At 63.6% G+C, this 22,317-nt stretch carries 27 protein-coding genes and 2 pseudogenes; 12 read left to right on the top strand and 17 right to left on the bottom strand.

Annotation, left to right across the window (positions count from 1 at the left end; translation table 11 throughout):
• Positions 1-254 precede the first annotated feature (254 nt).
• The 8 genes from VJ673_RS13350 to fliR all read left to right on the top strand — a co-directional run bounded on the left by VJ673_RS13350 (position 255) and on the right by fliR (position 5,923).
• Entirely contained in the window at positions 255-1,370 is a 1,116-nt protein-coding gene (locus VJ673_RS13350) for a flagellar hook-length control protein FliK (RefSeq protein ID WP_324126604.1), read from the top strand.
• A gap of 94 nt (positions 1,371-1,464) precedes the next feature.
• Positions 1,465-2,031 carry a flagellar basal body-associated FliL family protein gene (locus VJ673_RS13345; protein WP_324126603.1) on the top strand — a complete coding sequence of 189 codons (567 nt, stop codon included), beginning with the start codon at positions 1,465-1,467 and terminating at the stop codon, positions 2,029-2,031.
• 14 nt (positions 2,032-2,045) lie between these two features.
• Entirely contained in the window at positions 2,046-3,053 is a 1,008-nt protein-coding gene (fliM, locus tag VJ673_RS13340) for a flagellar motor switch protein FliM (protein ID WP_324126602.1), read from the top strand.
• On the top strand, positions 3,046-3,522 hold the full coding sequence (fliN, locus tag VJ673_RS13335) for a flagellar motor switch protein FliN (RefSeq protein ID WP_324126601.1): 477 nt from the start codon (positions 3,046-3,048) through the stop codon (positions 3,520-3,522). The genes fliM and fliN overlap by 8 nt, the downstream gene beginning before the upstream one ends.
• A gap of 144 nt (positions 3,523-3,666) precedes the next feature.
• Positions 3,667-4,089 (top strand): flagellar biosynthetic protein FliO, encoded by a 423-nt coding sequence (gene fliO, locus VJ673_RS13330; RefSeq protein WP_324126600.1) that lies wholly within the window; start codon positions 3,667-3,669, stop codon positions 4,087-4,089.
• Positions 4,079-4,837, top strand: coding sequence for a flagellar type III secretion system pore protein FliP (gene fliP, locus VJ673_RS13325; protein ID WP_324126599.1), 759 nt, complete (start codon positions 4,079-4,081; stop codon positions 4,835-4,837). Before fliO ends, fliP begins: the two co-directional genes overlap by 11 nt.
• A 16-nt stretch (positions 4,838-4,853) precedes the next feature.
• Entirely contained in the window at positions 4,854-5,123 is a 270-nt protein-coding gene (gene fliQ / locus VJ673_RS13320; RefSeq protein WP_324126598.1) for a flagellar biosynthesis protein FliQ, read from the top strand.
• 11 nt (positions 5,124-5,134) lie between these two features.
• Positions 5,135-5,923 (top strand): flagellar biosynthetic protein FliR, encoded by a 789-nt coding sequence (gene fliR / locus VJ673_RS13315; protein WP_324126597.1) that lies wholly within the window; start codon positions 5,135-5,137, stop codon positions 5,921-5,923.
• A gap of 14 nt (positions 5,924-5,937) precedes the next feature.
• On the opposite strand, the gene VJ673_RS13310 is transcribed toward fliR, so the two are convergent.
• The 12 genes from VJ673_RS13310 to flgB form a co-directional block, all read right to left on the bottom strand.
• Complete coding sequence (locus VJ673_RS13310) at positions 5,938-6,384, bottom strand: hypothetical protein (protein ID WP_324126596.1); 447 nt, start codon at positions 6,382-6,384, stop codon at positions 5,938-5,940.
• 23 nt (positions 6,385-6,407) lie between these two features.
• Positions 6,408-7,352 (bottom strand): flagellar hook-associated protein FlgL, encoded by a 945-nt coding sequence (gene flgL, locus VJ673_RS13305; RefSeq protein ID WP_324126595.1) that lies wholly within the window; start codon positions 7,350-7,352, stop codon positions 6,408-6,410.
• Between the two features lie 15 nt (positions 7,353-7,367).
• Positions 7,368-8,816, bottom strand: a complete 1,449-nt coding sequence (gene flgK, locus VJ673_RS13300) for a flagellar hook-associated protein FlgK (RefSeq protein WP_324126594.1) — start codon at positions 8,814-8,816, stop codon at positions 7,368-7,370.
• Positions 8,817-8,881: 65 nt separating this feature from the next.
• Positions 8,882-9,889, bottom strand: a complete 1,008-nt coding sequence (gene flgJ / locus VJ673_RS13295) for a flagellar assembly peptidoglycan hydrolase FlgJ (protein ID WP_324126593.1) — start codon at positions 9,887-9,889, stop codon at positions 8,882-8,884.
• A 1-nt stretch (position 9,890) separates the two neighbouring features.
• Positions 9,891-10,988 carry a flagellar basal body P-ring protein FlgI gene (locus tag VJ673_RS13290; RefSeq protein WP_324126712.1) on the bottom strand — a complete coding sequence of 366 codons (1,098 nt, stop codon included), beginning with the start codon at positions 10,986-10,988 and terminating at the stop codon, positions 9,891-9,893.
• Between the two features lie 40 nt (positions 10,989-11,028).
• On the bottom strand, positions 11,029-11,703 hold the full coding sequence (locus tag VJ673_RS13285) for a flagellar basal body L-ring protein FlgH (RefSeq protein ID WP_324126592.1): 675 nt from the start codon (positions 11,701-11,703) through the stop codon (positions 11,029-11,031).
• A 10-nt stretch (positions 11,704-11,713) separates the two neighbouring features.
• The gene (gene flgG, locus VJ673_RS13280; protein ID WP_324126591.1) at positions 11,714-12,496 is read right to left on the bottom strand and encodes a flagellar basal-body rod protein FlgG; all 783 of its coding nucleotides are present in this window, start codon (positions 12,494-12,496) and stop codon (positions 11,714-11,716) included.
• A gap of 137 nt (positions 12,497-12,633) precedes the next feature.
• Complete coding sequence (gene flgF / locus VJ673_RS13275) at positions 12,634-13,377, bottom strand: flagellar basal-body rod protein FlgF (RefSeq protein WP_324126590.1); 744 nt, start codon at positions 13,375-13,377, stop codon at positions 12,634-12,636.
• Positions 13,378-13,413: 36 nt separating this feature from the next.
• Positions 13,414-14,673 (bottom strand): flagellar hook protein FlgE, encoded by a 1,260-nt coding sequence (gene flgE, locus VJ673_RS13270; protein WP_324126589.1) that lies wholly within the window; start codon positions 14,671-14,673, stop codon positions 13,414-13,416.
• A 28-nt stretch (positions 14,674-14,701) separates the two neighbouring features.
• The gene (locus tag VJ673_RS13265; RefSeq protein ID WP_324126588.1) at positions 14,702-15,379 is read right to left on the bottom strand and encodes a flagellar hook assembly protein FlgD; all 678 of its coding nucleotides are present in this window, start codon (positions 15,377-15,379) and stop codon (positions 14,702-14,704) included.
• Positions 15,380-15,395: 16 nt separating this feature from the next.
• A complete protein-coding gene (gene flgC, locus VJ673_RS13260) occupies positions 15,396-15,803 on the bottom strand; it encodes a flagellar basal body rod protein FlgC (protein ID WP_324126587.1) in 408 nt (135 codons plus the stop codon).
• A 16-nt stretch (positions 15,804-15,819) separates the two neighbouring features.
• The gene (gene flgB, locus VJ673_RS13255; protein ID WP_324126586.1) at positions 15,820-16,224 is read right to left on the bottom strand and encodes a flagellar basal body rod protein FlgB; all 405 of its coding nucleotides are present in this window, start codon (positions 16,222-16,224) and stop codon (positions 15,820-15,822) included.
• A gap of 253 nt (positions 16,225-16,477) precedes the next feature.
• On the opposite strand from flgB, the gene flgA reads away from it, so the two are divergent.
• The 3 genes from flgA (at position 16,478) to VJ673_RS13240 (ending at position 18,056) form a co-directional block, all read left to right on the top strand.
• Positions 16,478-17,188, top strand: a complete 711-nt coding sequence (gene flgA / locus VJ673_RS13250; RefSeq protein WP_324126585.1) for a flagellar basal body P-ring formation chaperone FlgA — start codon at positions 16,478-16,480, stop codon at positions 17,186-17,188.
• An 87-nt stretch (positions 17,189-17,275) separates the two neighbouring features.
• Positions 17,276-17,572, top strand: coding sequence for a flagellar biosynthesis anti-sigma factor FlgM (flgM, locus tag VJ673_RS13245; RefSeq protein ID WP_324126584.1), 297 nt, complete (start codon positions 17,276-17,278; stop codon positions 17,570-17,572).
• Between the two features lie 10 nt (positions 17,573-17,582).
• Positions 17,583-18,056: a flagella synthesis protein FlgN gene (locus VJ673_RS13240; protein WP_324126583.1), complete on the top strand. Its 474-nt coding sequence runs from the start codon at positions 17,583-17,585 to the stop codon at positions 18,054-18,056.
• A gap of 429 nt (positions 18,057-18,485) precedes the next feature.
• Here the strand turns inward: VJ673_RS13240 and VJ673_RS13235 are convergent, their stop codons facing one another.
• The 5 genes and pseudogenes from VJ673_RS13235 to VJ673_RS24650 all read right to left on the bottom strand — a co-directional run.
• The gene (locus tag VJ673_RS13235) at positions 18,486-19,085 is read right to left on the bottom strand and encodes an IS66 family transposase (RefSeq protein WP_324126582.1); all 600 of its coding nucleotides are present in this window, start codon (positions 19,083-19,085) and stop codon (positions 18,486-18,488) included.
• Positions 19,039-19,434 (bottom strand): annotated as a pseudogene (locus VJ673_RS24655) (IS66 family transposase). The gene VJ673_RS13235 and the pseudogene VJ673_RS24655 overlap by 47 nt, the downstream one beginning before the upstream one ends.
• A complete protein-coding gene (locus tag VJ673_RS13230) occupies positions 19,435-20,034 on the bottom strand; it encodes an IS66 family transposase zinc-finger binding domain-containing protein (protein ID WP_324126581.1) in 600 nt (199 codons plus the stop codon).
• Between the two features lie 149 nt (positions 20,035-20,183).
• Positions 20,184-20,444: an IS66 family insertion sequence element accessory protein TnpB gene (gene tnpB, locus VJ673_RS13225; RefSeq protein WP_324126580.1), complete on the bottom strand. Its 261-nt coding sequence runs from the start codon at positions 20,442-20,444 to the stop codon at positions 20,184-20,186.
• Positions 20,445-20,674: 230 nt separating this feature from the next.
• Positions 20,675-20,842 (bottom strand): annotated as a pseudogene (locus VJ673_RS24650) (transposase); the annotation flags it as partial.
• 123 nt (positions 20,843-20,965) lie between these two features.
• On the opposite strand from VJ673_RS24650, the gene VJ673_RS13220 reads away from it, so the two are divergent.
• Positions 20,966-22,071 (top strand): IS3 family transposase gene (locus VJ673_RS13220; protein ID WP_414635654.1). Its coding sequence is split into 2 segments (ribosomal slippage): positions 20,966-21,224 and positions 21,224-22,071, totalling 1,107 coding nucleotides; the frame shifts between segments, so codons are not numbered across the junction.
• The last annotated feature ends 246 nt before the right edge of the window (positions 22,072-22,317 follow it).

Below are 22,317 nucleotides of genomic sequence, written 5' to 3'. Positions count from 1 at the left end.
TCAGGGCCGAGCGGACTGCTCCGCCCGACGAGTCGGATGCTGGTCAGGATTTCGCCTCTGCGCTGGGGCGCCGGATCGGCAACGAATCCAGCCGCACAGGCGATCTGCCGCCAAGCACGTCTTCTGAGCAGGCTGACCGTAGGGGGCCGACGGACCGCAACGACGAGGTTCAGTCGCGGAAATCCGCCGAATCACACGACGAAGGGCCCCGCATCGCCCGCCGCCCGCCGCGCGAAGCCGAATCGGACAGGCCCGTGCGGGAAACCAGCGCGCCGGCGACCTCGACCCCGCAAAGCGCCTCTGATGACACCAAGTCCGCGGCAGATGCGGCGAGGGACGGGTCGCCGGCCGACGCTACAGCTGAAGTCGCAGCCACCGACGTGGTCGCTGTGGCAACCGACGATGCAGCACCGGCAGAAGCGCCGGCGGCGACGCAATTGCCGGCAGATACGACCGCAGCGGCAAACCTTGCCGCCCTGCTCCAAGGTCTCGCCGCCCAGGTTCCGGCGGCCCCCCCTCCCCAGGCGGACGCCGCAGGTACGACGGACGGGCAAACCGGAACGCTGGCAGCCGGCCAAGCGCCCTCCTCGCATGTCTTGTCGACCGTGCTGGCGACCTTGCAGCGGGACGGCCTCACCCACTTGCCGACAACGACTGGCGGGAAGGACGGTGCAGCAGACGCAGGCGGAACTGCCGGATCAGCAGGCGCCGGCACCGGCTTTGCCGTACCGACGAAAGAACTGGCCGAGCCGGCCGCCCTGAGCCGGACCGTGCAGAACACCGAACTGCTGCGAAGCGTGCCGGCCGAGGATTCGCCTGCGACGCCCGCAGTCCAGTCTCAGCTCGCCCCCGCCGACAGCCAGACGCTCGGCCTGCAGCTGGCAAACCTGACCCAGACCGCCCGTAGCGAGGCGGTGCATGTGCCGCAGCTGCCCGTTCACACGCCGGCCGGCCAAGCCGCCTGGGCCGACGACGTGGGCAATCGCGTGATGTGGATGGTCGGCCGCAACGAGTCGAAAGCGGAACTCGTGCTTACGCCCGCACATCTCGGTAAACTTGAAATTTCGATCCAGATCACCGGCGACCAGACGACCGCACATTTCGTCGCAGCCACCGCGGCAGCGCGCGACGCACTCGAGCAGGCCCTACCCCGTCTTCGCGAAGTGATGCAACAGGCAGGCATCAATCTCGGCCAGACGAACGTCAGCACTTCCAGCGACCAGCGTGCGCAACGCGACAATCGGGCGGCCGCCGCGGGTAATTCGCGCGGGAGCAGCGGCGACGAAGTGGCGGGACTCGACGAGATCCGACCGGCGACGTCTTCGCACTGGTCACGTGCGGCCCTCGGAATGGTCGACACCTTTGCCTGATAGCGAGTGAATTGGGGCCGCACTTGCCCACTTTTCCGCAATTCGGCGCAGGCACGGATCGCGCATAATTGAATTGTGGAAATAGGAGGAATTCATGGCAAAAGCCCCCGCCCCGCAGCCGGCAGCTGAAGCACCGGCTTCGGCGCCCGCCCCGAAGCGCGGCAAGAAGCTGCTGGTCATCATCATCCTGGCCGTCGTGGCCGTGGTCGTGGTGATCGCCGCCGTCGTCGCCGTATTGCTGCTCAGGAAGGGGCATGCAACGGAAGAGGAACATGCCGAAAAGCCGGCGGCCGTGGCAACCGTCGATCTCAGCCATCCGCCGACCTTCGTCGCGCTCGATCCTTTTGTCGTGAACCTGGCCCCCGCCGAAGGGGACCGTTACCTGCAGGTCGTCATGGCACTGCGCGTCAGCGACCACAAGATTGCCGAAAACCTGAAAGGCTTCATGCCGGACATCCGCCACGAGATCAACCTGCTGCTGTCGAGCAAACTCCCTTCGGAACTGTCTACGCCCGAGGGACGCGAGGATCTTGCGACGCAGATCGTCAATCGAACCAACCAGGTCCTGACCGGCACCCCGCCCCCCAAGGGCGAGAACGCCAAGCAGGCGGTGGCCGGTCCGATCGAAGCCGTTCGCTTCAACTCGTTCATCATCCAGTGAGGAGGTGATCGACCATGTCTTCCGACTTTCTCTCCCAGGACGAGGTCGATGCCCTGTTGAAGGGCGTCGCGGGCGAGCCTGAGGATCAGGAAGAGGAACAGGGCGACCAGGCCGGCGTACGGCCGTACAACCTTGCAACACAGGAACGCATCGTGCGCGGGCGGATGCCCACGCTCGAACTGATCCACGAACGCTTCGCACGCTACCTGCGCATCGGCCTGTTCAACTACATGCATCGCAACGCCGAAGTCTCGATCGGCCCGGTCAAGGTGCAGAAGTACGGCGAGTTCGTGCGCAACCTCGTGGTCCCGACCAACCTCAACCTCGTGATCGCCAAGCCGTTGCGCGGAACGGGGCTGGTCGTCTTCGACCCCAACCTCGTGTTTCTCGTCGTCGACAACATGTTCGGCGGCGACGGGCGTTTCCACTCGCGCGTCGAGGGCCGCGACTTCACGCCGACCGAGCAGCGCATCATCCAGGGCATGCTCAACGTCGTGTTCGCCGAATACACGCGCGCCTGGGCACCGGTCTTCCACATCGAGATGGAATACGTGCGCTCGGAGATGAACTCGCAGTTCGCGAACATCGCGACGCCGTCCGAGATCGTGATCTCCGCCAGCTTCTCGCTCGAATTCGGCGGCTCGCAGGCGGACATGCACATCTGCTTCCCCTACTCGATGGTCGAGCCGATCCGCGACGTGCTGTACTCGACGATGCAGAGCGATCACCTGAGCCAGGACAACCGCTGGATCAGCCTGCTCACCCGCCAACTGCAGACCGCGGAAGTCGAACTGGTCTGCAACCTGGGCAACGCCACGGTCACGCTGCGCGACATCGTGAACATGCGCGTCGGCGACGTGATTCCGATCAACGTCTCTGAAATGCTCCAGGGCGAGGTCGACGGGGTGCCGGTGCTTGAACTGACCTATGGACGGCAGGGTCCTAATTACGCAGTGAAGGTCGAACGCTTCCTCGCCAACGAGGACGGCCGTTCGCCACTATTCGGAGGCCAAAATGGCTGACAACGACAACGACATCGACTCGCAGGTCAGCGAGGACGATTGGGCTGCGGCGATGATGGAACAGGCGACGGCCGAAGGTAGCGCCGACGCCGAAGCCCGCCAGGTTGCCGCCGATCTTGCCGCCGCTGCGGCCTCACCGTATCAGGCCAAGCCGGCGAGCCACCTCTTTCCCGATTTCGGCGCGAGCGCTCCGCGTGCGGGCAGCCTGAACGATTTCGACATGATCCTGGACATCCCCGTCCAGCTCACCGTCGAACTCGGGCGCACCAAGATCTCGATCCGCAACCTGCTGCAACTGGCGCATGGCTCCGTGGTCGAGCTCGACGGTCTTGCGGGCGAACCGATGGACGTGCTCGTCAATGGCACGCTGATTGCGCAAGGCGAAGTCGTCGTCGTGAACGACAAGTTCGGCATCCGCCTCACGGATATCATCACGCCGGCAGAACGGATGCGGAAGATCCGCGGCTGAGCGCAGCCGTCAATCGGGCCGGGGGCGCTCGTCCGCCCGGCCGACAAAGCTCCGAATAGTCCCCCTTTTTTCCGTCTTATTGCCGCCTTGGCAAGGACAGGTGGCGCGTATTCTTCTCCCATCCGAAGAACCGTCGCCCCTGCCGTGATCACTACCCACCATCGTTTCATCCCCCTGCTGGCGCTCGCTGCGGCGCCCGTCCATGCGGCGGAAAGCTCACCCGCGATGGCCGAAGGCATCGGCCAGATGCTCTTCGGCCTCGGTATCGTGCTCGCGCTACTGCTCGGCAGCCTGTGGCTGATCAAGCGTCTATCGACGCCGCGTGGCGCCGCTGCCGGCCTCAAGGTGCTGGGTGCGGTGCCGGTCGGCCCGCGCGAACGTGTCGTGCTGGTCGAAATCGGCGGTCAGGTACTGGTGCTGGGTGTTACGGCCGCGAGCGTCCGCACGCTGCACACCTTGCCAGCCGATGCGATCCAGACCGAAAGCGGCGCGGGAGGTGCGCATCCCCTCGGCGACTTCCAGGCCTGGCTGAAACGTTCGATGGAGCGCCGCAACGATGCGAACTGACGCAAGCCGCGCGGCCGTGCGCATCGTCGCCATGCTGTCCCTCGTCGTGTTGCCCGTGATCGCGCGGGCGCAAGGCCTCCCCGCGATCACCGGCACGCCAGGCCCCGGCGGCGCGACGACCTACAGCCTGAGCGTCCAGACGCTGCTGATGCTCACCTCGCTGAGCTTCCTGCCGGCGATCGTGCTGATGACGACCAGCTTCACGCGCATCATCATCGTGTTCGGCATGCTGCGCACCGCCATGGGCACCCAGACCTCCCCCCCGAACCAGGTGCTGCTCGGCCTCGCGCTCTTCCTGACCTTCTTCATCATGTCGCCCGTCGCCGAAAAGGTGTACACGGACGCCTATCTGCCCTTGTCGCGCAGCGAGATCGGCTTCGACGTCGCCGTCGAGCGTGCGTCGGTGCCCGTGAAAGCCTTCATGCTCAAGCAGGTCCGCGAACCCGACATCGCGCTCTTCGCCAAGCTGTCGAAGACGCCGCCGGTCGAAAAGGCCGAAGACCTGCCGATGCGCGTCGTCGTGCCGGCCTTCGTCACCTCCGAGCTGAAGACCGCCTTCCAGATCGGCTTCCTGATCTTCATCCCCTTCCTGATCATCGACATGGTGGTCGCCTCGGTGCTGATGTCGATGGGGATGATGATGATGTCGCCGGTGATTGTTGCCCTACCATTCAAGATCATGCTGTTCGTGCTCGTCGACGGCTGGACCCTGCTCGTCGGGTCGCTCGTCGAGAGCTTTGCGAGCTAATCGAGGAGACTCCTTCATGAACCCCGGTACCGTCGTCGACATCGGCCGCGAAGCCCTCGAAATCACGCTGCTGATGGCCGCGCCAATGTTCCTCGCCGCGCTCGTCACCGGCCTCATCGTCAGCGTCTTCCAGGCCGCCACGCAGATCAACGAAATGACGTTGAGTTTCGTGCCGAAACTCGTCGCCGTCTTCGCGTCGCTCGTGATTGCCGGCCACTGGATGATGACCCTGATCATCGACTTCACGCGCAGACTGCTCGAGTCGATCCCGACGATGATCGGCTAACCGCACACGCGATGCTCAGCGTCACCTCCGCCCAGCTCGATGCCTGGCTGGCCGCATTGATGTTTCCGCTGGCCCGCATCCTCGGCCTGATCTCGGCAGCCCCCTTCTTCAGCAACCGCATGATCCCCGTGCGGGTGCGCCTCGCCGCCGGCCTCGCGGCGGCCATGGCCGTCCTGCCGGCCTTGCCGCCCATGCCGCCTGTACCGTCGAGCTCGATGTTGGCGCTGCTCATCCTCACGCAGCAGACCTTCATCGGCATCGCGATCGGCTTCATGATGCGAGTGCTCTTCGCCGCGGTGGACGTTGCCGGCGAACTCATCGGCTTGCAGATGGGTCTTTCGTTCGCCGTCTTCTTCAGCCCGCAGACCGGCGGCCAGACGGCCGTCGTCACCGAGTTCATCGGCCTGCTCACACTGCTCATCTTCGTGGCGCTGAACGGCCATTTGATGCTGGTAAATGTCGTCGTCGCGAGCTTCGAATGGCTGCCGGTGGGAACATTTCCGAAAGCCGACGGATGGATGCAGATCGTCGCGCATGCGGCGACGATGTTCGCCTCGGCGCTGCTGATGGCGCTGCCGATGGTCGCGGCGCTGCTCATCACCAACATCGCGCTCGGCGTGCTGACCCGCGCAGCGCCTCAGCTCAACCTGTTCGCGATCGGCTTCCCGGTGACGCTTTCAGTCGGCTTCCTGGTGCTGCTGGTGAGCCTCAACAGCTTCGCGCCTGTCCTGCAGTCGCTCTTCGAACACGGCTTCGACGCCATCGATCAGATGCTGCGCGTCTTCGTCGGAAAGACTTAGCCGAGCCTTCAATCCTATAGCGTCGGCCAGATACGTGAGCGCACGAGGCGGACTTCGCCGCTCGCAAAGCGGTGCGCAAACGGACGCGTCGAGTCGATGCCTTCCTCGAAGCGCACGACATCGAAACCCGCTGCGCCCTGCCCCTCGGCGAGTTGCCGCGCATTTCGCAGGAAGATCTGGCGCGCCTCGCCATCCCCGCCCGTGATCAGCGCTTTCATGCACAGGTCGAAGCGCACGCGATCTTCGTCGAGCTTGGTCGCGTTGATTTCCCACGTCGGCGCGAGCGGATCGTAGATCGCGTAGGCGACCAGTGCGCCGGCGAGAAACTCCGGCTTGAGGAGCTCCGCCTTCTGGGCGACGAGCACACCGCCCACTCCGCCCGCAATCCCGGCGCCGCTTTCCTTGAACGACGAACACCCCGCAAGGGCCGGCAACAGCAGGAGCAAGGCAAGGCGTCGCATAGAGGTTCGGGCGGCAGTTGGGCTCATCTGAGCAAGTCGAAAAGGGACAGGCCGGTCACGCGCACATAGGATTGCTGCGCGGCCTGCAATACCGTCTGTTGCTGCGAGAAGCGCGAGATCGCCTCGTTGTAGTCGAGGTCCTGCAGGCGCGACAGCGTGTCGGAATATTCGAGGTCGTGCTGCGCCGACAGGTCCACCTGCGCGTCGAGCTCCACCATGCGCGAACCGACCGAGGCCCGGATCGTGCTGACGTTGTCGATCGCCGCATCCATGCCCCCGATGGCCGACTGCACGGCAGCAGGAATGTTTCGGGTCGGATCGGTCGGCGCCTTGCGCAATTCGGTGATGAAGTCGGAGATCGCCGAGAACATCTGCGATTGCCCGGTCGTCGGATCAGCCATGAAGACCTTGCTGCCCGGCTCGGCGATCGGCATCACGCGGGACGGCCCGACTTGCATCGTGCGGGAACCTTCGTCCCCGTTATACACCACCGCGGCAGGACCCGCGCCCGCGACCGCCGCTCCCCCTGAAAACGAGGTCTGCCCGGACTGGAAGCCCGCGAACAAGTACTCACCCGTCGCGTCCTTGCTGTTCGCAGTCGCCAGCAGCGAATTGAACTGCGCTTCGACGTCCGACGCCAGGGACTGCAATTCGCCCGGCGAGAAGGTGCCGTTGCCGGCCTCGACGGCCCGGGTACGAATGTACTGCAAGGTATCGCCAATGCTCCCGAGACTGCTTTCGAGCACGGACAGCGCGTCCTTCGCATACCCCTGGTTCGTCTGGAACTGCTCGTTGACGCTCTTGCTCTGGCTCACTTCGAGCGCGCGCGCCGAAGCAATCGGGTCGTCGGAGGGCGTCAGGATGCGCCGACCGGTCGCAAGCTGCTGTTGCGTATGCGCCATGTCCGCGCTCTGCTGCATCAGCGTGTTGCGCCCGGCGTCGAAGATCATGCTGGTGGAGATTCTCATGATGTCACCTCATGCTCAGCGGCTGACCGACAGGATTTCGTCGAACAGCGTACCCGCCACGGAGAGTACCCGTGCCGCCGCCTGATACGCCTGCTGGAAACGGATCAGGTTCGCCGCCTCCTCGTCGAGATTCACGCCCGACACGGACTGCTGCGCATTCGTTGCCTGTTCGAGCTGCGCCTCCTGGCTCTTCTCGCCGATCTGCACCTCGCGCGCCTTGTTGCCGACGGCGCTGACGAGCTGCGAGTAGTTCGACTGGAAGGTTGCCGTGCCGCCGTTCATCACGCGCGCCGTCTGCAAGCCCGCGAGCAACAGCGCGTTTTCGTTATTGCTGCCGCCCGCAGTGACGCCCCGGCTCGCATCGGCAGCGCCCGAGGCTGCGATCAGTGACGGGTCGGTGATCGAAACGGCAAAGGCACCGGCCGCGGAACGACGGTCCGCCGCGCTGCCCGACAGCCCGCTGATATCGGTGAAGAATGCGGTGCCGGTCGTCGTGCCGTCGATCGCATAGCCGGCCTGATGGATCGCGTTGAACTGGGTGGAGACGGCAATGGCGAGATCCCCGAGCTGCTCGCGTGCCGAATCCAAAGTCTCGTCGCGGAACTTCAGCAAGCCCCCGAGCTGCCCGCCAGTGAGGATCGAATCGGGCAACAGGACCGCTCCGCCCGGCGTCGCCAGCCGGACTTCGCTGCGGAACGGATCTGCCGGTACGGAAGAGTCGGGCGTGACGACCAGCTGCGACGCGGTATTCCCGACCACGAGGGCCTGTCCGCTACCGATCGACACGCTGACCGAGCCATCGGACTCCGTGAAGGTATTGACCTTGACGAGCTTGTTCAGCTCGCCGATGAGACTGTCGCGCTGGTCGAGCAGGTCGTTCGCCGGGATCGACTGCCCGCCGACCTGCACGGCGGCAATGCGTTCATTGATGTCCGCGATCTGCCGGGCAAAGGTGTTGATCGAATCGACCGTGCTGGAGATCTGCCCTTCGGTGACGTCTCGGATCTCGCCGAGCCGCGTGTCCAGCGCATTGAAGCGCGCAGCCAGCGTCTGGCCGGTCGAGATCAGCGCTTGCCGGGCGGGAATGCTGGACGGATTGGTCGCGACGTCCTGGACGCCCTTGAAGAAGTCCTGCAGCGCGGGCGACAGGCCGGCACTGGTGTCGGCGAGCAGATTGTCGATCTGCGAGATCTGGCTGCCGTAGGCCGAGAACTCCTCCTTGCGTGCCGAGGCAGTCAGCACCTGCTGGGACAGGAAACTGTCGTACTGACGGCGCACCGTGTCGATCTTCGAACCCTGGCCGAAAAAGCCCGCGCCCGAGAAGATCGGATCGATCGTCGTCTGAATGGCGGCCTGGCGGCTGAAGCCCGGCGTGTCCGCATTGGAGATGTTATGGCTGGTCGTCGCGAGGTTGGCCTGCGAAGTGTTGATGCCCGACAAACCGATGCTTAGAAGTCCAGCCATGATGATTACCTCGTTACTACTGCTCTTACGGCATTAATTAGCAAGACTTCTGCCAATTTTGCCGCTCACCCTTCAAGTGCCGTGCGCAGCGTCGCGCCGCCGATGATCCGGGTCAGCTTGTCCGCGTACATCGGGTCGGTCGCATAGCCCGACTGCTGCAGGCTGCGGGCGAATCCGGCAGCATCCGTCTGCCCCAGCACCTCCGCGTAGCGCGGGCTGCCGCGCAGCAGGTTCGCGTAATCGCGGAAGGCTTCGCCGTAAGACCCATACGCGCGGAAGCGCGCCGTTTCCGTCTGCGGCCGGCCGTTTACGTACTCGGTGACCGGCAGTTCGACGACATCACCCTTCCAATTGCTTCCCGCCTTGATGTTGAAGAGATTGTGGGTCGCAGAACCGTCGGCACGACGCAGCTCACCGCGGCCCCAGCCGGTTTCCAGCGCCGCCTGTGCGACCATGAAATGCGCCGGGATTCCGGTGCTGCGGCTCGCATCGGCCGCCTGGTCCCACACCCGGTTCACGAAGTCCCGCGCGCCGTCGGCGACAGTGCGCCCATTCGCGCCGACGGCACTGTTCACCCCGTTGGCGGCGCCCGCAACGTCCTTGCGGGCCCGCGCCGTCGCGTCCGTGCCACCGGCAATGTCCGGCAAATCGATGTCCGCGGCGGCAGCGTTTGCCGCCAGGGCAGACGAAGGGGCAGTAATTGCCGGCCGACGCACCACGTGCGAAATGTCGAGACTACCTTCCGAACCCGTCGCATCCCGCGCCTTCAGCGCGGCTTCGCCGCCCAGTTGCCGGAAGATCGCGTCGGCCAGTCCCAGCCCCTTGCCCTGAGCCATGTTCATCGCGGTCTGCTGGTCCTGCAACTGCTGGAACATGCGCGTCTGCTCACTATCGAACATGCCGTCCGAAGGCACCGTCTCGCGCATCGACTTCAGCACCATCTGCATGAACAGCGCCTCGAACTGCTTGGCCGCCGCACGCAAGGCTTCAGGCGAATTGTTGCCCCGCGACAGCCGCTTCAGATCGGCCATCGCGTTCGGATCCATCGCGTTGATCTGCGGTACGGCGACCATGTCAGATCACCTCCAGATCCGCCCGCAGCGACCCCGCGGCCTTCATCGCCTGCAGGATGCTGATCAGGTCCATCGGGGTGGCGCCAAGCGTATTGAGCGCCTTTACGACATCCGCGAGATTGGCCCCCGCCCGCACGTTCATCAAGCTCCCCGCGCCCTGCTGGATATCGACCTGACCCTTCGGCACGACGACCGTCTGGCCGCCCGACAGCGGCGCCGGCTGGCTGACATTGGCCCCCGTCGCTACCGACACCGTCAGGTTGCCGTGGGCCACCGCGACGTTCTGCAGCATCACGCTCTGATTCATCACCACTGACCCGGTGCGCGAATTCACGATCACCTTCGCCGCCTGCTGGTAGGGCGTGACCTCCAGGTTCTCGAGCTTGCCGAGGAAACCGACGCGATCGGAGACATCGAGCGGCGCCCGCACCTGGATCGTCCGTCCATCCAGCGCCTGCGCAGTGCCCGGGGCGGTCGCAAGATTGATCGCATCGACAACGCGGCGAGCCGTGCCGAAATCCGTATCGTTCAGATCGAAGACGACGAACTCGCCCTGCCCCAACGCATTCGGCACCGAGCGCTCGACGGTCGCCCCGCCCGGAATCCTTCCGGCGGAAAGATGGTTGATGGTCTGCGACGCTCCACCCGCGGCCGCCCCGGCGCCGCCGACCAGCAGGTTGCCCTGCGCCACCGCGTACACCTGGCCATCGACGCCCTTCAGCGGCGTCATCACGAGCGTGCCGCCACGCAAACTCTTCGCATTGCCCATCGACGACACCGTCACGTCCAGTTGCTGACCCGGACGCGCAAAAGGCGGCAGATTGGACGTGACCATCACCGCCGCCACGTTCTTCAATTGCAGATTGGTCCCGGGCGGAAGCGTCACGCCCATGTTGCCGAGCATGTTGATGATGCTCTGCACGGTGAACGGCGTCTGCGTCGTCTGGTCTCCGCTGCCGTCCAGTCCGATCACGAGACCGTAACCCACGAGCTGGTTCTCGCGCACACCCGCGATCGACGCGAGGTCCTTCAGCCGCTCGCCGGCGCCCGCGGCGCACACGCAGAGCATGCCCAGCACGCCCGCCACCACCCGCATCATCCTGCCCAAGCCCAACATCACATGCTCCCCGAACCCGGATTCAGAACGGCAAGACGTTCATGAAAAAGCGCTGCAGCCATCCCATCGTGTTCGTCTCGTCGATGTAACCGCTGCCCTTGTATTCGATCCGCGCATCCGCGACCTGGATCGACTGCACGGTGTTGGCGGTCGTCACCGAATTCGGATTGACCACGCCCGAGAAGCGAATGAACTCGCTGCCCTGATTGAGCGCCATCTGCTTCTCGCCGGAAACCAGCAGGTTGCCGTTCGAATACACCTCGATCACGGTCACGGTGATCGTGCCATTGAACAGGTTGTTGGCCGCCGAGGCGCCCTTGCCCGAAAAATCGGAATCGACCTTCGCCTGCAGGTTCATGCCGGCCAGGCCTGCGAGCGGGACCTTCGATGCCGCGGTGATGCCGCCGGAGACGTCCGAGCCACGCGTCGCGCTGCTGTTCGCCGCCTTCTGAGCGGTGTTGCGCTCGACAAGGTTGATCGTCAGCGTGTCGCCGATGTGCCGGGCGCGCCGATCCTCGAACAAGGGCCGCACCATCGACGCCTGATAGATCGCCCCGTTTGCCGGCGGCATCTGCGGTGCCGCTTCGGGCCGCACACTCATGGGCTGATGCACGACGGTCGGCGGCGTCGAATAGATCGATGCACAGCCCGACAGGCACAGGGCCGCTGCAGCGGCGATCCTCCTGGCCGAATTCATGATGCACTCCTTACAGCTGCGTCAGGCGACCCAACATCTGATCCGAGGTCTGGATCGCCCGCGAATTGAGCTCGTAGGCGCGCTGGGTCGAGATCATGTTCACCAGCTCTTCGGCGACGTTCACGTTCGAGGTCTCGACATACTGCTGGTTGATCACGCCGGATCCGTTGGTTCCCGGGGTATTCGGCGTCGCGACCCCGCTCGAGGCCGTCTCGCGGAACAGGTTCTCGCCTGCGCTCGAAAGACCGCCCGGATTGACGAAAGTCGCGACCTGGATAGTGCCTACGACGGTGGGCGCGGCTTGCGCCGGCTGCAACACACTGACCGTGCCGTCCTTGCCGATCGTGACCGTCTGCGCGTCGTTGGGAATCGTGATCGCCGGCTCGAGCGGATAGCCGCTCGAAGTCACGAGCTGGCCTTGCGAATCGAGCTGGAACGCGCCATCACGGGTGTATCCGGTCGTGCCGTCGGGCAGCGTCACCTGGAAGAAACCGTTGCCCTGGATCGCCATATCCAGTGGATTGCCGGTCTGTTGCAGTGCGCCCTGCGTATGAATACGCTCGGTGGCGACGGTGCGTACACCGGTACCGATCTGCAGTCCGCTACCGATCTGGTTCTGCTGCGTGTTCTGTGCACCCGGCTGACGGATCGTCTGATACATCAGATCCTCGAACACCGCCCGGCCGCGCTTGAAACCATTGGTCGAAACATTCGCGAGGTTGTTCGAGATGACATCCAGCTGGGTTTGCTGGGCATCCAGACCCGTACGGGCAATCCACAACGAGCGGATCATGATCCTGACTCCCTTTTCTGAGCCGGCAGACACTCTGCCTGCAAGTATTGGGGCCAGTTTACGGCGTGTCAGGTCGATTCAATCGCCGGAACACCCGCCGAAAAGACCCGCTAATTCCCCTGGTCGCCGCTCGCCGATCAAGCGCCGAGCGCAAGCACCTGCGTCGCCGCGCGATCGTTCTCCTGCGCGGTCTGCAGCATCTTCGTCTGCATCTCGAACTGGCGCGCAAGCGAAATCATCGTCACCATCTGATCGACGACGCTGACGTTGCTGCCTTCGAGAAATCCCCCCGCCACGCGCACGTTCTCGTCACGCGGCGCGGCGCCGCCCTGCGCCAGCCGGAACAGCCCGTCATCCCCACGTACGAGCGACTCTTCGGGCGGATTGACGAGCTTCAGCTGGCCGACGACGTTGATGACGTTCTCGGCGCCGCCACCAGTCAGCGCCGAAATCGAACCGTCGTTTCCGATCGTGACCTCGCTGTCCGGAGGAATCGTCACCGGGCCGCCATCGCCCACCACCGGCTGCCCGTGGCGCGTCTGCAATACCCCGTTCGCACTGAGCTCGAAGCTGCCGTCGCGGGTGTAGGCCTCGCTGCCGTCGGGCATCTGCACGGCGAGCCAACCCTTCCCCTGTACGGCGACGTCGAGCGTCCGGCCCGTCTGCTGCAGCGCCCCAGTCTCGAAATTCGACGCGGCACTCGCATCGACGACGAAGGCCCGAGTCGCCAAGCCCTCGCCCTGCACGGGCACCGATCGCAGCCGATGGAGCTCGGCGCGAAAACCGGTGGACGACGCGTTCGCCAGGTTGTGCGCCACCGCAGCCTGCTGCCCCAAGGTGCTCTTCGCACCGGTCATCGCGGTGTAGATCAGGCGATCCATGATGCCTCCTTCCGTTACCGGGTAACGTCAGCGCCCTTAGCCGAGATTCACGATGGTCTGCAGAATCTGGTCCTGCGCCCGCACCGACTGCGCATTCGCCTGGTAGGCGCGCTGCTGCACAATCAGCTGCACCAATTCCGCCGTCAAATCCACGTTCGCCTCTTCGAGCGAACCCGCATTCAGCAGCCCAAGGTTCGCGCTGCCCGGAACGCCGATGATCGGCTGCCCGGAATCCGACGATTCGGCCCACAGGTTGCCACCGAGCGACAGCAGCCCATTCGGGCTCTGGAAGTTCGCCAGGGTCACCTGCCCCAGATCACGGCTCTGCCCGTTGCTGTAACGACCAAGGATCACCCCGTCATTGCCGATCGTGATACCGGTCAGGCGACCGGAAGCAAAGCCGTCCTGCCGCAGCGTATTTACGCCGAACTGGCTGCCGAACTGAGTGGAATCGGCCAGATCAAAGGCGATAGACTGCGTCGCCGAGGCGCCTGTACTGGCGAATTCAGGGAAGGTAATGCTGAATTGGGCACCAGAAGTGACCGCGCCGTTGGCATCGAATGCGAGCGGCGAACCCGGCGACGGGATCGCCGTCGCGTTGCCGGTGCCGTCGACCTGGTAGTAGCCATTCCACGTTCCCGCACTCGCCTTCTGGAAGAAGAAGGTCAGCGTATGTGCGTTACCGAGGGAGTCGTAGGCCGTGGCCGAGGTCGAAAAGTTGTACCCGCCGGCCGTCACGTTGTTTCGATCCAGCGGCGTCGGATTCGTCGGATCGAAGGACGGAGACACCGGATCGCGCGAATCCAGATTCATCGCCAAGGTCATCGTCGACGATGGGCTCGGCTGCACATCCGAAAAGTCGAGCTGAATCGGGCTCGGCGTACCGCCGGCCAGAATCACGCCATTAACTGCCGAATACCCCGTCAGTTCGAATCCCCGCGAGTTGACGACGAACCCGTCCTTATTCACATCGAACTGACCGTTCCGCGTATAAGCCACCGTCCCATCGGGCGCGGCCATGCGGAAAAAACCGTTGCCGTTGATGGCGATATCGAGGGGATTGTTCGTCGTGGTGATGTTCCCCTGCGAGAACGATTGCGTCACCGCACCGATCGCCGAACCGATCCCGACCTGCACTCCGGAAGCCGCGCCATTCAGAGCCGCGGCGAACACATCCTGAAACTCCGCCCGCCCGGCCTTGAAACCGATGGTATTCGAGTTCGCCACGTTGTTGCTGATCACATCGAGCGCCTTGGAGGCCGAACTCAGCCCGCTCAACCCTTGCTGGAATGCCATGACCGTCTCCCTGCCAATCCCGTATCAATCAAACAATCTGCTTGACGTCCGACATCTTGAAGATGCCCAGATCGCCCACTTGCAAGTCCGTGCTCTTCGCGCCGCGCAAGATGCTCGTCACCGCACCGAACTGTAGCGCCTCGGCCGTCACCGCTTGGTCAGCAGTGGATGCCTCGATGCTCACCGTATATTTTCCGTTTGCCGCACGACTGCCCCCGAGCGTCGTTCCATCCCACTGGAAATCGTGCGTCCCGGCATCGAAGGAGCCCAGGTCCACTTTCGCGACCTCCAGGCCGCTCCCATCCTTGATATGCAGCGTGACCTTGTCCGCCGGTGTGTCCAGCGAAAAACCGCCCAGCGCGCCTGAATCCCCCAGCGCCAACCCCTTCCCGGGGATCAGCACGCCGCGCCCCACCAGCGACGCCGCCTGCATCGCCTCGGTCGACTGCTGCCCGTCCATCAGCTGCCCCAACATCGTATTGAGCCGTTCGATGCCATCGACCGTGCTGATCTGCGCGAGCTGCGAGGTGACCTGCGCGTTGTCCATCGGATTCATCGGATCCTGGTTCTTCAACTGCGCCGTCAGCAGCGTCAGGAAGCGACCCTGCGTATCCGCGTCCGCCTTCGCGGCCTCCGTCGCCTTGCGCCCCAAGAGCGCGACCGCCGCATCCGCCGCCGACGAAACCGTGTTGTTAACCGTTGCCATGATTCACTCCGCCTGATTACTGTCCGATCTGCAGTGTTCTCTGGATCAGCGACTTGGCCGTGTTCATCACCTCGGCGTTCGTCTGGTACGCGCGCGAGGCCGAGATCATGTTCGTCATTTCCTCGACCACATTCACGTTCGACATCTGCACATAGCCGTCGGCGTTTGCGGCCGGACTGCTCGGCTCGTACACCATCCGGCCCGGCTCGGCGCTTTCGACCACCCCACTCACCTGCACGCCCAGACTGCCCGGCCCTGCCACCGGCGTCGCCGTAAACACCACCTGCTTGGCCCGGTATGGCTGCCCGTCCGGTCCCGCAACACTGTCCGCGTTTGCCAGGTTCGATGCGGTGGCGTTCAGCCGCGCGGACTGCGCATTCAGCGCAGAACCTGCAATACCGAAAACGTTGAACATGCTGCTCATGATCGCCTACTCCCGATCATTGACCGCTAATCGCCGTCTGCATACCGCGCAGCAGGCTGTTGATGAACGAGATACTCGCCTCGTAATGCGCCGAATTCTCGGCAAACGCGGCGCGCTCCACGTCCATGTTCACCGTGTTTCCATCCACGTTCGACTGGAAATCCCGCCGATAACCGACATATGCCCCGAATGCCGTACTATCCGAACTAGTGAGATGCCTCTCCGACGTCCCGCTCAGCGCGAGCGGTCCGCTGCGTTCTCCGATCGCACCCTTCAGTGCCGAACGGAAATCGATGTCGCGCGCCTTGTAGTTCGGCGTATCGGCATTGGCGATGTTCGAAGCCAACATCTGCTGACGCTGGGCCTGCAGATTCAGAGCCGTCTGTTGAAACTGCAGCGCATTGTCCAGTTGGGTTTTCATTTGCATCACCTCAAGTTCGCGAGCCACGTGCCGATAAACACTTAACGTCCGGCACCTGCCTCATTGCACCTTCCATGCCAGCGATCTTAGTCCCCGCTGCACACCCTCCTTGCAGCGATAAGACCGGCAAATACCGGCTAATTTCGCCGCTTGATCTGCCGCCCGCGTATCCCGTCCGGTCATCAACGGCAATCCTTGCCGCCCCGTCCCAGCCGGGTTGCCTCCGCGTCTCGCGCGTGATGCAATCCCCGCCATGCCCAATCAAATCTCAAGACACGCGCGCTCGCTGATAGCCCTGCTTGCCATCGTCGCAAGCACGCTCGGCGCGCCTGCCCAGGCGCAGCAAAACCCCGAACCCGTCGAACGCGCCGCACGGACCTTCCTGCAGCAACAGACCGCGGCACTTCCGGGAAAAGTCAGCATCCAGGTCACCCCCTTCGATCCCCGGAATCAGCTGCCACCGTGCGCGGCGATCGCCGCCTTCCTGCCGCCGGGCACGCGCGCGTGGGGCCGCATCAACCTCGGAATACGTTGCGACTCTCCCGTGACGTGGACGGCGTATCTCCCCGTCCAGATCACTGTCGTGGCCGACTATCTCGTCGCAAGCCGCGCGTTGCGGGGTGGACAGATCATTTCCCCGTCCGACCTCGAACGCCGGACGGGCGACATCGCCGCCGAATCCGCGGCACCGCTCACCGATACGACCCAGGCCGTAGGCCAGCGGGCCCGCTACAGCATCGCCGCGGGCAGCGCGATCACGACCGACGCGCTGATCCTTCCGCAGATCGTCCGGCAAGGCCAAACGGTCAAGATCCTCGGCGTCGGCGAAGGCTTCACCGTCGCGAACGAAGGCCGCGCAATGAACGCCGCGGCCGCAGGCGAGGCAGTCCGGGTGCGCCTTGCCAACGGCCAGGTTGTAACCGGCACGGCCAGAGCGGACGGTGCCATTGAAATCCGCTTCTGAAGGCTGCCCAGGCCGACAAAAAAGAGCTAAAGTTTCCCTACGACGAGCCGTTAAATCGGTCAGAGATCATTTAATGGGAGTTGGGCCGTGAAAATCGAAGGAACCCTTAAACCGGTCGGCACCACGACGCCCGGTGAAAGTCGGGTGCGCCCACGATCCGACGCATCCAGCACCGCGCCAAGCGACGACAAAGTCGAGCTTTCCTCCCTGTCGACAAGCCTCAGCAAGGCAGAAGCGGCCCTGTCTACGACCCCTGCTGTCGATCACAGCCGAGTCGACGAAATCCGCCAAGCGATTTCGGAAGGTCGGTTCAAGATTGACGCCAACCGGATTGCCGACGGGCTGATCGAAAGCGTTCGCCAGATGCTTGACGCCCAATCGTAGAAGGCGAAACGTGACCATCCAGCCGGAAGTTCAGCGCATCGCACAACTGATCGACACTGAAGCGACCCTGCTGCAGGGTTTTGTTGCATTGCTCGAACGTGAGGAAAGCCTGCTCGTCGCAGGCGATGCCGATGCGCTGCTCGTGCTGAGCCAGGAGAAGACGGAGCGCTATCACCAACTCCAGCGCATCCACGGCGACCGCGCACTGCTGCTCGCCCGACTTCGCAAACCTCACACCGACGCGGCCATTCGCGAAGTGTGTGCACCGCTTCCGGCAACCTCCACCCGGTGGGAGCAGGTACTCGAACTCGCCCGCGAAGCGCAGCGACGTAACGTGCTCAATGGCAAATTGATTACCGAGCGCCTGCAACACAATCAAGCCGCACTCGCAGTGCTGCTGAACGCCACCCAGCGACCGCAACTCTACGACGCTGCCGGCATGACCCACACGACCGGCATCGGACGTCATCTCGGCAGCGCATAACCATCAGCTTCCGGTAATTCTAACTGCTCACAGCTGAGTGATACCCACACTATCTCATGCTGCCCGCAGGAAACGGGCCTGCTGAGATGGTGGCAGGCGAGATAGATGGATGCTCCCATCGCGTGGCAAAGCCGCGCGGAACACGCGACGCAGATCGTCTCTGCTCGGCTCACAGCCAGTGGTTCAGAATTCGCATGCTGACAGACACGTGGATCGCGAAATTCACCTCGCAGTGAAACCCAATGGACATGTAGCCACTAACCATTGGTGAGCGCCAAACTCCAACGGAAAGGTGCACGCGGGCCGCTCCATACCGGCGAAACCGCGAACCGTGGTTGGCGCTCAGCTGATTGGCCATCGTCAACGCAAGATTGGCGATCCGGGCCTTGAACAACGTAAGCGGTCTCCCGCAACATTCCCCGTCGGTAATCAAGGGCGCACAGGGGCCAGCGGCAGCAACTCGTCAAGACGGCTGTAAGGCCGGACGAGCGGTTTCTCCAACGTATCCTTGAGCCAGGCATACGGCTCCAGACCGTTGGGTTTTGCGGTAGCCAGCAGACTCTGGATGGCGGCAGCGCGAGGGCCGGCGCGCTCGGAGCCACAGAACAACCAGTTGCGGCGCCCAAGGGCAATGGGCCGGATCGCGTTTTCGACGACGTTGTTTTCGATCGGCAGATCGCCGCTGTCAGCGTAGCGAATCAGGGCACGCCAGCGCTTGAGGCTGTAGTCTATGGCTCGGGCGAGGCCGCTGCCCTCGGCGGTCTTGAGGCGCTGGGCGATGAACCGGTCGTGCAATGCGCTCAGACGCGGTTTCGCTTCGTTGTGGCGCAATACCGAACGGGAAGCGACGTCGGCGTCACGGACCTGCGCTTGGAGCGCATACAGCTCACCGATGCGGCGCAATGCCTCTTCGGCCAGGGGGTGAGCGCCGGCTGCGTGCAGGTCGAAGAATTTTCGTCGGCAATACGCCAGACAGGCCGACTCAATGACCCCTCTTGCTGGAAGCTCGCTTTGTATCGCCGTAATCATCGACCATCAGATGACCTCGCCAGTCCTGCAGGAAGTTGCGTGCATGCACGCCGCTACGACTGGTTTGATAGTCGAACACGACGATCCTGGACGCGCCTTGCAGGTCGTTGCTGCGGTAGGCCATAGATACGCTCGTTTCGTCTTGCCCTCGTCGGGGTCCAGTTGCTGGAGCAGTGTTTTCGTCGGCATGTAGGACCGCACCCTGTTTGAGTAGGACCACCAGCCGATCGACCAGCGGTTACAGCCCCACCCCTAACTGCCCCACCCATTGCGCCAAGGTCGAGCGAGCAATCGGTACGCCCTGGCGCTCGCTGATCTTCTCGATGTGGTCAAGAGGCAGATGATCCACCTACTTCTGGATCAGCACCCAAGCATGCAGACCCGGCGCGACCAAGCCCCCGTCGATCAGCGAAGGCATCACCGGCGCTGCCGTCACCGTTTCGCACGAGCGACAGGCGTACTGCGGACGGATGTGACGATGGACGAAGAACCGCGCCGGCTCCACGTCCAGTTGTTCGCTGATGTCCTCGCCGATCAGCACCAAGTCCCGGCCACACTGCCCACAAGAGCATGAGGCCGATTCGTGGCGATGCTCGATGCGGGGCAGTTCTGGCGACAGGAGCTTGCGACCGGTTGGCTTGGGCCGGCGCGGCGCGCTGCCCGACTCCTGCCGCTGCGCCAACTCGGCCGCAGTGGCCGGGCCATCCTCGTCGGCGGCATCAACGAACAGGTCGCGCTGCTCGGACGAGAACGCTTCACTCTTGGCGCCAAACCGGATGCGTTTGTGATGGGCCAGTTCAAACGTGAGTTGCTGAATCTTGACTTCCCCTCGCTTGAGCTCGGCCTCGCGCTGGGCCAGTTCGGTTTGCAGCGCCTGGCTCTGCGTCTGAACCCAATCCGGCAGAGCGGAAATCGTACGATTCAGGGCCGGATCAGCGCACAAGTTCATGCCTCGAATTATACCATTGGGGTGGGCACTAACCCCTTTGGCCACAAGGCGTTAGTGCCATCCAGCGCGCTCAGACCTGTCAGTGCAAAGACGGCATGACGTCGAGTCGCCGCCAATCCACGCCCCTGACCAGCCAGTCCCATTGGGCCTCACTCAGCGTACAGACAGGCGCATCGCCCTGCGGCCAGGGTGAAGCGCCCCTGATGCAGTCGTCGACCGCACAGCCATACCCCGGTGCCGTCCCAGATCAGCAGCTTGATCCGGTTGCCGTTGCGATTGCGAAAGGCGTACGCACTGCCGTCACACGGCGCGCGGCCCAACGCCCACTGCACCTTGCGCGACAGCCCGTCGATGCCCATCCGCATATCGACTGGCTCGACGGCCAGCCACACCTGCCCAGGTCGGATCACCGCAACAACTCGCGCAACCGCTGCGTACAGGCCAATGGCTGCGATGTGGGTCAGCTGATCTGCACCACCGTCTGCGCCCGCCGGATCTCGATCCGAATGTCGCTCGAGGGCTCGGCGGCGGGCGTCTGCACCGTTACTACTACGAAGGCGGCCACGGACTCCTGAGTCGGCGCTATCGTACAAGCGTCTCTCCCGTTCGCCGACATCTCCAGCCGCGCCCGCTCGCGATGGGCTTTGACCCATTTACGCACGAAATTGGTGTTTAGTTGGTTGGCCAACGCCACTGTCGCAATCGAGATTGGCGGTTGCAGACAAGCTTCAATCACCCGTGCCTTGAATTCCGGTGAATGTCGCCGCCATGTCCGAGGCGCGGGAAGAGGAATGAGTGCTGAGTCCATGTGTCCACGTGTCCACTAAAAATGTCGCGGACACTATGCTCATGATCGGCTCCTCGCTCCGGGTGACCTGCTCCCCGAGATTAGTCCGGCATTGATGTAGAGTCTGCCTCCTGGGGAGGCAGCATGAAGAAGCGTTTCACCGAAGAACAGATCATCGGCATCCTGAAGGAAGCTGAAGCCGGCCTGAAGGTGGCGGAGCTGTGCCGCAAGCACGGCATCAGCGAGGCGACCTACTACAACTGGAAGGCGAAGTTCGGCGGCATGACCGTGTCGGACGCACAGCGTTTGAAGGCATTGGAGACCGAGAATGCCCGGCTCAAGCGGCTGTTGGCGGAAGCGATGCTGGACAACGCCGCCTTGAAAGAGGTCGTGGGCCGAAAGTGGTAGGCCCACAAGCTAAGCGAGCAGCAGTTTCGCATCTGATGGCAACGCAGCAGATGGGCATCACGCGGGCTTGTGGGCTGATCGGTATTTCTCGGTCGCTGTATCGCTATCAAGGCAAGCGGCCGGCCGACACGGAACTCAAGGAGCGGCTGTGCGAGTTGGCGGCGCAGAAGCGGCGCTATGGCTACCGCCGTCTGCATGTCCTGCTCTGCCGGGAAGGCTGGGAGATCAACCGGAAGCGCACGTACCGGGTGTATCACGGAGCCGGCCTGATGGTGCGCAAACGAAAGCGCAAGCGCATCGCCGGCGTCGAGCGCCAAATCAAGGTCGCACCTTCAGCACCGAACGAGAGCTGGTCGATGGACTACGTCTCGGACGGCCTAGCCGATGGTCGGCGGCTGCGATGCCTGAACATCGTCGATGACTTCACCAAGCAGTGCCTGGCAATTGAAGTCGATACTTCGTTGCCCGGCCGGCGGGTCGTTGGCGTGCTGCAGCGGCTGGCAGAGAATCGAGGGCTGCCGAAGTCGGTCACCGTCGATAATGGCCTCGAGTTCGCCGGCAAGGCGCTGGATGAATGGGCCTATAGCCAAGGGCTGCGCTTGAGTTTCATCCACCCGGGCAAGCCGCAGCAGAATGCCTACATAGAAAGCTTCAACGGCAAGTTCCGGGACGAATGCCTGAACGAGCACTGGTTCCTGTCGATGCGCCACGCCCGGCAGGTCATCGAAGACTGGCGGCAGGAATACAATCGCCAGCGGCCCCACAGCTCGCTGGGCTACCTGACGCCCAACCAATTTGCACACAGTTTCTTAACCGCAGACTCTATGTCGATTGCGGACTAAATTGGGGAGCAGGTCAACCCTCGTACTGAATTCGGGGGGCAGGTCACGGAAGGCGGGACGGCTGAACGCTTACAGTCGTCTACGCCCACTCTATAGCGCAGTGATGCCGTAGACGTAAAAAAGCCGCCGATCTGTGTGAGGTCGGCGGCTTTTTTGGGATGAGGTAGTCTGACGATGACCTACTTTCGCACCCACGAGAGGCACTATCATCGGCGCGGTCCTGTTTCACGGTCCTGTTCGGGATGG

It is taken from the genome of Aromatoleum sp., from assembly GCF_035254505.1.
Lineage (GTDB): Bacteria > Pseudomonadota > Gammaproteobacteria > Burkholderiales > Rhodocyclaceae > Aromatoleum.
This window is presented reverse-complemented; position numbering and strand designations above follow the sequence as displayed.